This is a genomic window from Oliverpabstia intestinalis, from assembly GCF_009696065.1.
In the GTDB taxonomy this organism is placed as follows: Bacteria; Bacillota; Clostridia; order Lachnospirales; family Lachnospiraceae; genus Oliverpabstia; species Oliverpabstia intestinalis.
Genome location: NZ_VUMS01000029.1, coordinates 1 through 11,919, shown reverse-complemented (window position 1 = coordinate 11,919; position 11,919 = coordinate 1). Strand labels below are relative to the sequence as shown.

Below are 11,919 nucleotides of genomic sequence, written 5' to 3'. Positions count from 1 at the left end.
TTCATTTTCGTACCATTCGATAATAATTCTTACGGAGGTTCTTCCTATGCCTATCTATTTTAATTCGGCTCCCACAGACTTTCCCTTTCAGTTTGATTCCATCGGTAACAACTGGAATCAGGAGCCCACACTACGTCCGGATGGTTTTCCGGTTTATCATTATCTGCAGACCCAGGAAGGAAGCGGCATCCTCTCTATTGATGAAAAAAAATATACCATTAGAGAAAACCAGGGAGTACTTCTTGCCCCGGGGATACCACATGTTTACCATTCTGCTTCAGGTCAGTGGATTACTTTGTTTGCCACTTTCAGTGGTTCCATGAGCCCTTATTTTTCTGCCTTATTTGGTTCTTCTCATTTACTTTTTTTTGAAAACGAAAAAGCTGCCTCTATCCGGAAGCTGATTGATCAGGCCGTTCTTCATCATCAGGAAACACCGACAGATCCTCAACTTTTGTCTCTGGAATGTTATCAGGTGCTTTTACAGTTTATCGGGGGACTTCAGTCTAATCCTTCTCAACAGCCAGCCTGGGAAAAATATGTTCGGCCGGTTCTTACCATTATCCATACCAGATATATGGAAGATCTTACCGCTGACACACTCAGTCAGAAAGTCTTCGTCACACCACAATATCTGTCCCGGCTTTTTTCCAGGTATCTTGGATGTTCGGTCTACGAATATCTGACCAAATTCCGAATCAGCAAAGCCAAGGAACTTCTGGTCAGTCACAGAACCAGGAAAATACAGGATATCTCCCAGGATGTGGGCTATACCGATGCCAGTCATTTTGTTCTGATGTTTCGAAAAACAACCGGAATGACACCTTCAGAATTTCGGAAAATCAATTAAACCGAGTTTAAATTCCGCATCGTAACTGCTCAGTACCTTCACAGTTACGAGCAAAAATGCATTTAAAATCACCTTCGGTGATGGCATTTTTGCTTGTATGTCTCGGAATTTTGGCATATTTATGCCAAAACACCTCGCGGGATAATGGCTACTGAATAGTTACTCCGCATCACAATATTTTGTTATTTTCCGTCAAGAACACTTGTTCTTTTCTCTATTCTATGGTATCCTGAGATTATAATGTTAAGGATAAAACACTTTTGAATCTCACATCATATTATATTACAGGAGATAATAACACATGGATGGGTATCAATTTGAATATCAGTGTGCAGAAATTTTAAAAAGGAATGGATTCTCCAGAGTTCAGGTTACCCAGAGTTCCGGAGATCAGGGCGTAGATATTATTGCCCGTAAACATCGGAAAAAATATGGAATCCAGTGCAAATATTATTCATATCCGGTAGGAAACAAAGCTGTACAGGAAGCCTATGCCGGTGCAAACTTTTATGACTGTGATAAGGCCATGGTAATGACCAATCTCACCTTCACCCGGGCAGCCACAGAACTGGCAGAAAAACTGGAAGTCGAGCTTTGGGATCACTGCCCCACCACACGATACTACAGTCTGCTGTTTAAACTTATGAGCCTGATGAATATTGTATTTTTTTTATATGGAATTCTGTTGTTATTTTTTATACAAAACAAAGATACCTTTTCTTTTCATCTGCCCGGTGGAGTTCTTCTTGGTGTCCTTCTGGTAGCTGCTTCAGTCTTCGGTTTTCTTGGATGGCGATTTGTTCTCTGCAATCTGGCAGCAGGTAGTATCTATCTGTACCTGTCTCTCCATACAGTTTTGTTGCCGGCAATCACCAGTGCGGCTTATTCAGATATCCAGCTGCTTGTTCTGATTCCGACAGCTGTTTATTTATTGCATGCCTGCTGGCTGGTGGGGCACAAACGGCATTGACATGATCTCCGTGTTGCCTATACCTCTTTTCCGCCCGTTCTTTCGACATATTGCATATGCAAAAAGCCCCGGAAAATTAAGCTTTCCGGGGCTTTCTGTGTTTATCTCGTGCTTACATATAGTGCTTTGGATTAGTTGTTGATCAGTTTGTCATCTTCGTTGTTCCAGCTGTACAGCTTACGGATCTCTTTACCAACTTTCTCTGACGGATGTTCAGAAGCCAGTTTACGCATAGCTTTGAAGTGAACCTGACGACCTGCAGGAGACATGTCAAGCAGGAATTCTTTTGCAAAAGAACCATCCTGGATATCTGTCAGAATCTGTTTCATAGCTTTCTTTGTTTCTGCTGTAACGATCTTTGGTCCTGTGATGTAGTCACCGTATTCTGCTGTATTGGAGATAGAATATCTCATTCCTTCGAAACCTGACTGGTAGATCAGATCTACGATCAGTTTCATCTCATGGATACATTCGAAGTATGCATTTCTTGGATCGTAACCTGCTTCACACAGAGTTTCGAAACCTGCCTGCATCAGGGCACAAACGCCACCACACAGAACTGCCTGCTCACCGAACAGGTCTGTTTCTGTTTCTGTTCTGAAAGTTGTCTCCAGAAGACCAGCTCTTGCTCCACCGATTGCCAGACCATAAGCCAGTGCTCTTTCCAGAGCTTTTCCTGTAGCATCCTGTTCTACAGCTACCAGACAAGGAGTACCTTTACCAGCCTGATATTCACTTCTTACAGTATGTCCAGGTGCTTTTGGTGCGATCATGGTTACATCAACGTTCTTTGGAGGTTTGATGCATCCGAAATGAATGTTGAAACCATGTGCGAACATCAGCATGTTACCTTCTTCCAGGTTTGGCTCAATATCTTTTTTGTACATATCAGCCTGCAGTTCATCGTTGATCAGGATCATGATAATGTCAGCTCTTTTAGCTGCTTCTGCAGCTGTATATACTTCAAATCCCTGTGCTTCTGCTTTTGCCCAGGATTTGCTTCCTTCATACAGACCAATAATAACATTACATCCAGACTCTTTTGCGTTCAGAGCATGTGCATGTCCCTGGCTACCGTAACCGATAACGGCAATTGTCTGTCCTTCCAGCATAGATAAGTTACAATCTTCCTGGTAATAAATTTTGTTTGCCATTTTTTGTTCCTCCTAAAATGGATATTTTTCTATTGTTAGGGGGTTTCCCCTCTAGCACACTATGTAATTGACAGCTTTTCGCTGTATCTTCTGACCGGGCTTTTCATCCGGTTTCACGTTTTTATAAAACTAATACGTAATCAGATCCACGTGACAGGCCGGATACTCCGGTTCTTGCCAGTTCCAGAATCTCATTACCATCTGCCAGAAGCTGGAGAAATGCCTCCAGTTTTGATTTTGAACCTGTCAGTTCCAATACCATGGAATCGACGGACACATCTACAACCTTCGCACGGAAAATCTCTGCGATAGATGTGACATTCTGTCTGTTTGCCTGAGATACTCTTACTTTTACAAGAATCAACTCTCTGATAACACTGGCATCCGGTTCCAGAATCTTGATATCTCTAACATCTACCAGCTTGTTCAGCTGCTTTGTAATCTGTTCGAGGACATCATCATCTCCGCTGCAGACAACCGTCATACGGGAATATCTTGGATCTGCGGTTACACCTACTGTAAGGCTGTCTATATTGTAGCCTCTCCGGCTGAACATACCGGCGATTCTTCCTAAAACACCAGCGGTGTTATCTACTAAAATAGATAAAATTCTCTGTTTCATATTCTTTCCCACTTTCTCTTGGTAATGTGTAAAACAGCTTTGTTTTTCATTCTACCAACTCTGCCCTTCTTTGTCAATGCATAATTAACTAAAAAACAACACCCTTTTTGTATTTTTTTATGCTATAATTATGGAATAGTGTCGTAGTCAGAAAATATTGATCCGTACTTCGTACTTTCCCAATTCCGGTACCATTGAGACGTCCGAAGTATGTATGCATTTGCGGTTTTAACGAAAGGAGGCGTACCATTATGTTTTGTTCAAATTGTGGTGCTGAACTAAAAGAAAGTGATGTCACCTGCCCCTACTGCGGTATGCTTCAGCCTTCCGCTGCTGAATCTGAATACATGCAAACACTCGAACATCTGAAACAGGATGTTCAAAATCTCAAAGCTGTTCCCACAAAGGAATACACCAGAGAACTGCGCCACCAGGGGATTTTTACTGCTAAGATTGTTCTTATTATTTTCTGTATCTTTCTTCTGCTCTTCGTAACAGGGGTATCTGTCTTTTACGGAAGCAGCTATCTGGAAAAGAAAGAACTCCGAAAAGAAAATGCATTTGCAAAAGAGTATTTTCCAAAATTAAATGAGTTATATGCTTCCGGGAATGATGAAGAAGTGTATACATATATCAACAGTTTGTATAACCTGGATGGAAGCACTGCTTTATATCGTTGGAAACATATGGATTACTACAATTATTACACTTTATATATGGATGTAAAGTTTTTAAACGATGCCATCGCTGACAACAGTTACAATGAATACGATATCAGTACAGGATTCTATTCTGCCATGGTTCTTACCAGAGAAGAATTTTCTTCGTATCACAAAAACAAACTGACGGATGCAGAACTTGTCAAATTGGCCACATTTATTCAGGAGTCAGACTCTCTGTTGCTGGAACATTTTCATCTGACTTCTGATGAGGCTGATCAGGTGTATCAGGACTGTCTGGATGACGGGTATCTGAGTTATAAAAAATGTCTGGATTATACAGCCAGCCATAAAAATCAATTTTCATAAGGAGGAATAACAGATGAAATGCCCTCATTGCGGCGCACAGATCGGTCTGGAGGAGAAGTATTGTCCTTTCTGTGGCCTTCCAAACGAATTTGCCAGAAAACATCAGGAAGATATGGATCGATACGAGCAGGAATTTCAGCAGACTCAGTCTGAAGTTTATCAGAAGACCAAACATTTTACCAGTCTGACTGTACCTTTGACTGTCATTTTCGTTCTGATTTTATTAAATATTGTTTCTTTTGTTTTTGTAGCCAAAAGCTGGGATATCGGCTCCAGTCTTCAAAAGCAACAGATTCACAGCCATCTCAGCAAGCACCAGGAAAATATAGATACTTATATCCAAAATGGTGATTTCTATGGACTTTCTTATTATTACAGCCAGAATTCTCTGTATTATGAAGATGCATTTAACAAATACAACGCCCTGATCAGCGCCTCTGATTCCTATCGTAATATTTATCGAATTCTTGTGGATACCAACAGTTCCTGTAATAATTACTATTTCGATTCAGATGAGATTTCTCATACCATCACAACACTTGCGCGTGATGTCCATGATATTTATAATCTCGAAGATAATTACTCTTATAACGCAGATGAATATTTTACAGACGAAACCAATGCTGCTCTGACAGATCTGCGTACCCAGACAAAGGCTATTCTGGTGGCTTATGCCGGTCTTACTCCTGAAGAAGCGGAAGCACTTCCGGATCTCTCATCCAGAAAGCAAAAAGAATACCTGGAAAGGGGGCTTGAAAAACGATGAAACGATTTTCACCTGGAAAACTGATCTGTGGTATTATCACTATTATCCTGATCCTTTCCTGTCTTCTGATGATTGCCATCGGAATCTCAGAGATCAGAGATTCCGCTTCTGTTCCTTCTTATTATCTTGATGAAGAAGATTATATTTCCACCCTGCAACAGGAAGATTACATGAATCTATATGATATGACCTGCAGGGACTGCATCCCTGATAAGAAATTGAGTTCCAATATCAAAGCCTGTCAGGCAGTAGCCAGATATTACCAGGCAGCTACTCTGTATAAAGCTTACGTACTTACAGGTGACAATCTTGCTATCACCCGTCAGGTACAGCAGATGGAACAATATGCGGCACAAACCGGTAATTACAGTGACTACGTCGAGAAGATCAATCAGTTACTGGAACTGGATTCTCTTCACACGGGAGAAACTGATACCAATTAAATCGAAGGAAAGAACTGGAAAATTTTCCTGTTGCTGTCATTCGTCGGAAGTTCCGCTTCGATCCGGGATCCGTGGTATACGGGAAGGTTTGATGAGACATATGCCGATGTGGAACGCGGATGTGACGGGCTGCTGTATTATCTGCTGCATGGGGATAAATAGGGTTTAATTTGTTCTCGCTGGAATGAAAATTCGAATTGTATTTTTTTCATTTGTCAATTCAATTATATCATTTCCGTAGAAATGATATAATTGAATGTATAAAGTTTAACACTATATGTAAATCAAATTTGTTTCACCGAATCAATATAAGATATTGGCTAAAAATCATACCGAACAACCGCGCAGTTTTTCACACCCCATGCAGCATATTCTTCATTCGTCATATCGGTAAAATAAGACTGCACAACTCTGGCGATTCCGTTATGGGCAACCAGAATGTAAGTTTTTTCTTTCGATTCTTTCCTGATATCATCGAGAAGGTTATAGATTCTCTGTGCCAGACGAAGTGTCGATTCTCCTCCCTCATGGCTGCAGGCGAAGAATTCTTTCGCCTTTTTAAAGTTCTCTCCATCCCGCGGCGTGGATTCCCATTTTCCGAAATTTTGCTCGATCAGTCTCGGTTCTACCCGACATGGGATTCCTGTCATCTCAGAAATCAACTGTGCCGTATCTTTTGCCCGGCTGAGCGGTGAACACAGGATCTCATCTGCCTGGATTCCTTCTGCAAGAATCTTTCTTCCGGTTTCTCTCGCCTGTTCCCGTCCGTATTCAGTCAGTGGGCTGTCGGTGCAGCCGCAGATCTTATTTTCCACATTCCACACGGTCTGTCCGTGACGGACAAAGTAAAAGTGTCCCATTTATTATTTCTCCTCGTTTCTTTCGCAATACTTCTTCAATTCTTCTTTCAACTTCTCGTACCGCATCCGCTTCTCTTCCTTCGCAAAATGCACTTCCCGGAACTGTTCAGGATTCTCCTCATAGTCCAGTACTTCATCGCCGAACTGCTCACTGGTAAGATCAAACTTACAGTCTCTGATCACATTATAACAGTGATAATTTCCACCCGGTCTGAGGATTCCGTACACTTTACCGCCGAAGATATCCTGAGCCAGAAAAGCGGTGATCGAACACTGTCCAAGTGTCATATTTTCTTTTGTCCAGTTCTGCCTCATCCGCGGCGCACAGGTATCCGCACACCAGACATGTGATAATGCATCGTATAAATCAACAGGTGTCTCGATCCCTTTATATTCGGCTGTAATCGCTTTTGCATCTGCGTGTTCCCAGCCCCAAAATCTGTATTTCATAATACTATATTCCCTCTAAATTTTAAACTAAAAACAAAGCTATACAATTCATTGAAATCATTGTATAGCTTTGTCTGTTACTTATCTTATGTTATTATTTCACTTCCACCAGTTCAATCTCAAAGTTCAGTTCTTTTCCAGCCATCTCATGGTTTGCGTCAAATGTAATAGTTTTTTCATCTTTCGCGTTTACCTTTACCGGGAATGGCTGACCGTACTGATTGGAAAGATACACCTGCTGACCTACAGTAAGGTCTTCAGAACCTGGAAGCTGGGCGATCTCCACAGTAAAAATCGCATTTGGATCCGACATGCCATATGCTTCTTCCGGCATCAGATGAACGGTAACCTTCTCACCCACTTCCATAGTTGCTACTGCTTTATCAAAACCAAGGATCATCTGTCCAGCACCGCAGGTAAATTCCAGTGGTTCGCCACGGTCATAGGAGCTGTCGAACTGAGAACCATCGTTAAATGTTCCTCTGTAATGTGTCCGGCAGATTTTTCCTACATTTGGCCCTTCAAATGACGGCTGATGACTTCCGCAGCCACCACCGCAGCCGCTGCAGCCGCCGTCGCCACAGTTCGATCCGCAGGAATGTCCTTCCTCTTCTTCATGATGATGATCACAATTTACGCCGGTAGATATCAGTTCTCCTTTCAGGTATGCTTCCACTGCCTGGTCAGCATCACCTTCTGCTCCGGAACATACTTCGATTCCCGCCTCTGCCAGTGCTGCCTGTGCGCCACCACCAAGACCTCCGCAGATCAGTACATCAACTCCCTGACCTTCTAACACTCCGGCAAGAGCTCCGTGACCTTCTCCATTGGAACCGATCACTTCACTGGAAATTACTTTTCCCTCTTCCACTTCATATACCTTAAATGTTTCTGTCTTTCCAAAGTGCTGAAATACCTTTCCATTTTCATATGTTACCGCTATTTTCATTTGTAAAAATCCTCCTACGTATTTTTCTTTTACAGCGTTTTGTTAAGTATAACACATTTGTCACTGAAATGACAAAGAAATAAATAACTTTTGTTACTACGCCTGTCTTAAAAACACGTTTTCGAGTTTTTATTCCTGATTTCCTGACAATGTAGTATCCAGTGTAAACCAGAATTCCACTCCATTATCATAATTTTTCACACCACACTGCTGATTCATAGACTCCATGATCGCTTTTACGATAGACAGACCGATACCGCTTCCGCCGTACTCTCTCGTCCTTGCTTTGTCTACTTTATAAAATTTGATCCAGATCTTATCCAGTTCTTCTTCCGGAATCGCATCTCCGGTATTGAAAACCGAGGTGCGGATCACACCATTCTCCTGGGTACATCGGATATCTATTTTCTTTTCATTTTTAGCATAATGAATCGCATTGGTGACATAGTTTGTGATGACCTCTTCTACCTTGAATTCATCTCCCCACACATGCAGAGGTTCTGCCTGGTAGAACATAATCTCAACTTCAGCCTGCTGTGCCAGAATCTGGGAAGACTGGATCACTCCCTGTATCAGAGATGTCAGATCAAAACGCTCCATATTCACCTGATCATTACCAAATTCCAGCTGATTCAGTGTCAGCAGTTTCTTCACCATCTGGTTCATCTTTCCCGCTTCATCTATAATCACATCACAATAGAACTGACGGCTTTCCTCATCATCGTTAATATTATCCTGCAGACCTTCTGCATACCCCTGAATCAGTGCGATCGGCGTTTTCAGCTCATGGGAAACATTCGACAGAAATTCTTTTCGCATCTCATCAATTTCTTCTTTTTTTTCAATGTCTTTCTGCAGTTCATTATTTGCCGTCTTCAGTTCCGAAATCGTCTGTTCCAGGGTTTCTGACATCTGATTAAAATTATGTCCCAGCACACCGATCTCATCTTCTCCTCCACTGGTATATTTTACATCAAAGTCCAGATTCGCCATTCGTCTGGATATCTCTGTAAGTTCCGTCAGCGGTTTTGTCAGACGTTTTGCCAGAAAAGCGATAAATGCAGCACCGATCACACACACACCTAACGCCACCATCAGATAGAATCGATTGGACAATGCGATACTTTTCTGAATGCTTTCTATCGGTGATCGTACAATAAAGTTTACACCGTCATCCAGCGTACCCCAGATTTCCAGGAATTCCATGTTCAGACTGGCATCTCTGTTAAACTGAATCGTATAATTATTTGTTTTCTCAATGATCTTATCGCCCTTCGGTTCGAAATTATAAATATATCCGAATAATTTCGCTGCAAGTTTTTTTGATTCACTGTCCCGCAGATTGCTGTATCCTTCCGGTTCAGATCCATTCCAGTCAATGATAACAAACGACAGGTTATTGGTAGATGCAAACTTTAATGTATCTGTCTTATCCACCGCGTCGTATTCTTTGGCAATCGTTTCATAACTGGTTTTCAATATTTCTTTTTTATTCTCCAGATAATACTGCTCCATGAATGTCATATTCAAAAAAATGATCAATCCCAGAGCGAGTACCAGAAAGCCAAGAAATGCTCCTGTTATCTGCCAGCGTATGGATTTTGATTTTTTCATTGATCTACCTCGAACTTATATCCCATGCCCCAGATTGTTTTGATATAATCTCCTTTATCTCCCATTTTGCTTCGCAGTTTTTTTACATGGGTATCAATCGTTCGGGCATCTCCGAAATAATCATAATTCCATACATGATTCAAGATTTTTTCTCTGGATAATGCAATTCCCTGATTTTCCATAAAGTAGGTCAGCAGTTCAAATTCCTTGAAACTCAGTTCGATATTTTTTCCGTCCACACTGACTATATGTGCTGTTTTGTTCAGTTCAATACCGCCGCATGTCAGCACATTTTCCTGTTCTCCGTGACCGGATCTTCGAAGGATTGCCTCCACTCTGGCAACCAGAATCTTTGGACTGAAAGGTTTGGAAATATACTCATCCACTCCCAGGTCGAAGCCCATCAGTTCATCCCGTTCATCACTTTTTGCTGTCAGCATAATGATCGGAACCCTGGAATGTGCGCGAATCTCACGACATACCTGCCATCCGTCCATCTTTGGCATCATGACATCCAGAATAATCAAAGCAATGTCTTTCTCTTCAAAAAATATATCTACCGCCTGTTCTCCGTCACCGGCTTCCAGCACATCAAAATCTTTTTTCATCAGGAAATCTTTTACCAGTTTCCGCATTCTGCTCTCGTCATCCACGACCAGAATCTTCAGTTTTCCCATGCCTGTTCCTCCTCAAAACCATGTGATCTGCTATCACGTTTTATGTGCTCAGTATATATGAAAAATATGTAGCTTTTGTGTTTTTTAACTTCTCTTTTACTTATGTGTGGTCATAAACTGAAAAAGTACTCCCGCCGGTACACAGACAGCCATAATAAGCAGCATCAGAATCCCTGAATCTTTCTGCAGGATCCCGCAGACACCGGTTGCCATGCTCATACCGCCACTGACAGCCATCAGCCAGATAATACATGGGCGGGCATATTTTACTACCAGGATCCCCACAAGAACACCCAAAAGTGTTCCTGCTGCCAAAATCAATATTTCCATTTTGGGTTCTATATCCAGCTGACGGACCACCATTAATATTCCATAAGTTGTGAGAACCCATCCCAGAAAAAATGCACCTACAAGGTACACCTCATATCCCAGAACCGCAGTTATGCCCCCTGCTGCCAGTGGCAGAATCCATTTTACATTTCCGGACAACTGCAGAACATACACAGCGGTCATACCTATTCCGGTTCCCAGAAAAAAGCCACAGACTGAAATCCAGAACTTCAACATCCGATACCCCATAAAACAATTCAGAGCCCCAAAAGCAACACGTACAATCAAGAGTAATACAGATAACTGTGCCGCCACCTGTGTAAATTGATTAATTCCGGACGAATAATCCATTCTTCTCTCCCCTTTTGTTTTTATTTTCGTGTATTATACTCTTTTTTTCAAACTCCTGTCAAATATCACCAGAGCATGCTCGATCAGCAGTTCTGTATTGACACCAAACAATAGAATTCATAATTACTCAGTACCTTCACAGTTACGAATAAAGAATCTGCGAGAAATACCTCAACATTCCATCATTCTCCCAGCACAGCATCCCTGCGGCATCTGCCATTTTCTGCGCATCCACACAGTATGCCGACATACAGGAATTGTGTTTATATGGTCCTGCAGCCATAATCAAAATATCTGTTATCCCCTCTGCTTCCATCTTTCCGGCAAGCTTTTCTGTCATTATATTATGTCGAAGCTTGTCTTTCTTATATTGAGCCGGATCCCGGCTATCTTCCAACGTGGTCTGCAGTACCAAAGTATTCGTATAACGGAATGCGCGCTGTTTCATTTCTTCTGCCGTTCCACAACTCGGTGGACATGCAGGATTTAAATTATAACAGCCACACCTGTTTTCTTCACAAAAGTTTCGATATTCCGGCACAAAAACCAGTTTCTTTGTATCCATAACGGCAGCATTTGAAAATCCCAGATCTATTGCTTCTTTCACAAGATTCATGTTTTGTATCCCTCCATAATCTAAACGTTATCCTTTGATCTTTCATTTTTAATATCAATCGGTTTATAAACGTCATATATCACCAAAGATAGTATATCACTATTTCGCACCCCTAGTGTACTGACACGTTGATATTTGAATTAATGTTCTTTTCTTGATATAATTGCCATAGATGATAAAATATGTCTATGGAGGTTATTATTATGGCACGCCCTAAGAAAAATAGAGTTCAATTATCT

Annotated in this window: 15 protein-coding genes; 6 read left to right on the top strand and 9 right to left on the bottom strand. The window is 41.6% G+C overall.

The genetic code is table 11. The features are described 5' to 3' along the window. Window positions 1-46: 46 nt before the first annotated feature. Window positions 47-850 (top strand): AraC family transcriptional regulator, encoded by an 804-nt coding sequence (locus tag FYJ57_RS12520; RefSeq protein WP_154432906.1) that lies wholly within the window; start codon window positions 47-49, stop codon window positions 848-850. 301 nt (window positions 851-1,151) lie between these two features. Then, the gene (locus FYJ57_RS12515) at window positions 1,152-1,820 is read left to right on the top strand and encodes a restriction endonuclease (RefSeq protein WP_154432905.1); all 669 of its coding nucleotides are present in this window, start codon (window positions 1,152-1,154) and stop codon (window positions 1,818-1,820) included. Window positions 1,821-1,951: 131 nt separating this feature from the next. Here FYJ57_RS12515 and ilvC read toward each other — a convergent pair whose 3' ends face one another. Further along, window positions 1,952-2,974, bottom strand: coding sequence for a ketol-acid reductoisomerase (gene ilvC / locus FYJ57_RS12510; RefSeq protein ID WP_117526072.1), 1,023 nt, complete (start codon window positions 2,972-2,974; stop codon window positions 1,952-1,954). A gap of 121 nt (window positions 2,975-3,095) precedes the next feature. Next, the gene (gene ilvN / locus FYJ57_RS12505) at window positions 3,096-3,596 is read right to left on the bottom strand and encodes an acetolactate synthase small subunit (RefSeq protein ID WP_022171618.1); all 501 of its coding nucleotides are present in this window, start codon (window positions 3,594-3,596) and stop codon (window positions 3,096-3,098) included. Between the two features lie 251 nt (window positions 3,597-3,847). Between ilvN and FYJ57_RS12500 the strand changes: the two genes are divergently transcribed. From FYJ57_RS12500 to FYJ57_RS15660, 4 genes are read left to right on the top strand one after another with little or no spacing between them, the layout of a single operon-like run. Next, entirely contained in the window at window positions 3,848-4,624 is a 777-nt protein-coding gene (locus FYJ57_RS12500) for a zinc ribbon domain-containing protein (RefSeq protein WP_154432904.1), read from the top strand. 13 nt (window positions 4,625-4,637) lie between these two features. Further along, the gene (locus tag FYJ57_RS12495; protein ID WP_154432903.1) at window positions 4,638-5,390 is read left to right on the top strand and encodes a zinc ribbon domain-containing protein; all 753 of its coding nucleotides are present in this window, start codon (window positions 4,638-4,640) and stop codon (window positions 5,388-5,390) included. Continuing rightward, the gene (locus tag FYJ57_RS12490) at window positions 5,387-5,833 is read left to right on the top strand and encodes a hypothetical protein (RefSeq protein ID WP_154432902.1); all 447 of its coding nucleotides are present in this window, start codon (window positions 5,387-5,389) and stop codon (window positions 5,831-5,833) included. Before FYJ57_RS12495 ends, FYJ57_RS12490 begins: the two co-directional genes overlap by 4 nt. A gap of 30 nt (window positions 5,834-5,863) precedes the next feature. After that, the gene (locus tag FYJ57_RS15660) at window positions 5,864-5,995 is read left to right on the top strand and encodes a low molecular weight phosphatase family protein (RefSeq protein ID WP_268878825.1); all 132 of its coding nucleotides are present in this window, start codon (window positions 5,864-5,866) and stop codon (window positions 5,993-5,995) included. Window positions 5,996-6,153: 158 nt separating this feature from the next. Here the strand turns inward: FYJ57_RS15660 and FYJ57_RS12485 are convergent, their stop codons facing one another. From FYJ57_RS12485 to FYJ57_RS12455, 7 genes are all read right to left on the bottom strand, one after another. Then, complete coding sequence (locus FYJ57_RS12485) at window positions 6,154-6,693, bottom strand: histidine phosphatase family protein (RefSeq protein WP_154432901.1); 540 nt, start codon at window positions 6,691-6,693, stop codon at window positions 6,154-6,156. Window positions 6,694-6,696: 3 nt separating this feature from the next. After that, window positions 6,697-7,143 carry a YunG family protein gene (locus FYJ57_RS12480; RefSeq protein ID WP_154432900.1) on the bottom strand — a complete coding sequence of 149 codons (447 nt, stop codon included), beginning with the start codon at window positions 7,141-7,143 and terminating at the stop codon, window positions 6,697-6,699. 94 nt (window positions 7,144-7,237) lie between these two features. Then, window positions 7,238-8,092 (bottom strand): FKBP-type peptidyl-prolyl cis-trans isomerase, encoded by an 855-nt coding sequence (locus tag FYJ57_RS12475; RefSeq protein WP_154432899.1) that lies wholly within the window; start codon window positions 8,090-8,092, stop codon window positions 7,238-7,240. Between the two features lie 129 nt (window positions 8,093-8,221). Further along, on the bottom strand, window positions 8,222-9,706 hold the full coding sequence (locus FYJ57_RS12470) for a HAMP domain-containing sensor histidine kinase (RefSeq protein WP_154432898.1): 1,485 nt from the start codon (window positions 9,704-9,706) through the stop codon (window positions 8,222-8,224). Then, window positions 9,703-10,383, bottom strand: coding sequence for a response regulator transcription factor (locus tag FYJ57_RS12465; protein ID WP_154432897.1), 681 nt, complete (start codon window positions 10,381-10,383; stop codon window positions 9,703-9,705). Before FYJ57_RS12465 ends, FYJ57_RS12470 begins: the two co-directional genes overlap by 4 nt. Before the next feature lie 96 nt (window positions 10,384-10,479). Then, window positions 10,480-11,064 (bottom strand): hypothetical protein, encoded by a 585-nt coding sequence (locus tag FYJ57_RS12460; protein WP_154432896.1) that lies wholly within the window; start codon window positions 11,062-11,064, stop codon window positions 10,480-10,482. 142 nt (window positions 11,065-11,206) lie between these two features. After that, complete coding sequence (locus FYJ57_RS12455; protein WP_154432895.1) at window positions 11,207-11,680, bottom strand: DUF2284 domain-containing protein; 474 nt, start codon at window positions 11,678-11,680, stop codon at window positions 11,207-11,209. Window positions 11,681-11,919: the final 239 nt, after the last annotated feature.

What these genes read in the sequence shown, in the direction of transcription:
- FYJ57_RS12465 (WP_154432897.1), bottom strand. Translation starts at nt 10,383, where the DNA reads ATGGGAAAACTGAAGATTCTGGTCGTGGATGACGAGAGCAGAATGCGG.
- FYJ57_RS12520 (WP_154432906.1), top strand. Translation starts at nt 47, where the DNA reads ATGCCTATCTATTTTAATTCGGCTCCCACAGACTTTCCCTTTCAGTTT.
- FYJ57_RS12490 (WP_154432902.1), top strand. Translation starts at nt 5,387, where the DNA reads ATGAAACGATTTTCACCTGGAAAACTGATCTGTGGTATTATCACTATT.
- FYJ57_RS12480 (WP_154432900.1), bottom strand. Translation starts at nt 7,143, where the DNA reads ATGAAATACAGATTTTGGGGCTGGGAACACGCAGATGCAAAAGCGATT.
- FYJ57_RS12500 (WP_154432904.1), top strand. Translation starts at nt 3,848, where the DNA reads ATGTTTTGTTCAAATTGTGGTGCTGAACTAAAAGAAAGTGATGTCACC.
- FYJ57_RS12470 (WP_154432898.1), bottom strand. Translation starts at nt 9,706, where the DNA reads ATGAAAAAATCAAAATCCATACGCTGGCAGATAACAGGAGCATTTCTT.
- FYJ57_RS12515 (WP_154432905.1), top strand. Translation starts at nt 1,152, where the DNA reads ATGGATGGGTATCAATTTGAATATCAGTGTGCAGAAATTTTAAAAAGG.
- FYJ57_RS12475 (WP_154432899.1), bottom strand. Translation starts at nt 8,092, where the DNA reads ATGAAAATAGCGGTAACATATGAAAATGGAAAGGTATTTCAGCACTTT.
- FYJ57_RS12495 (WP_154432903.1), top strand. Translation starts at nt 4,638, where the DNA reads ATGAAATGCCCTCATTGCGGCGCACAGATCGGTCTGGAGGAGAAGTAT.
- FYJ57_RS12455 (WP_154432895.1), bottom strand. Translation starts at nt 11,680, where the DNA reads ATGAATCTTGTGAAAGAAGCAATAGATCTGGGATTTTCAAATGCTGCC.
- ilvN (WP_022171618.1), bottom strand. Translation starts at nt 3,596, where the DNA reads ATGAAACAGAGAATTTTATCTATTTTAGTAGATAACACCGCTGGTGTT.
- ilvC (WP_117526072.1), bottom strand. Translation starts at nt 2,974, where the DNA reads ATGGCAAACAAAATTTATTACCAGGAAGATTGTAACTTATCTATGCTG.
- FYJ57_RS12485 (WP_154432901.1), bottom strand. Translation starts at nt 6,693, where the DNA reads ATGGGACACTTTTACTTTGTCCGTCACGGACAGACCGTGTGGAATGTG.
- FYJ57_RS12460 (WP_154432896.1), bottom strand. Translation starts at nt 11,064, where the DNA reads ATGGATTATTCGTCCGGAATTAATCAATTTACACAGGTGGCGGCACAG.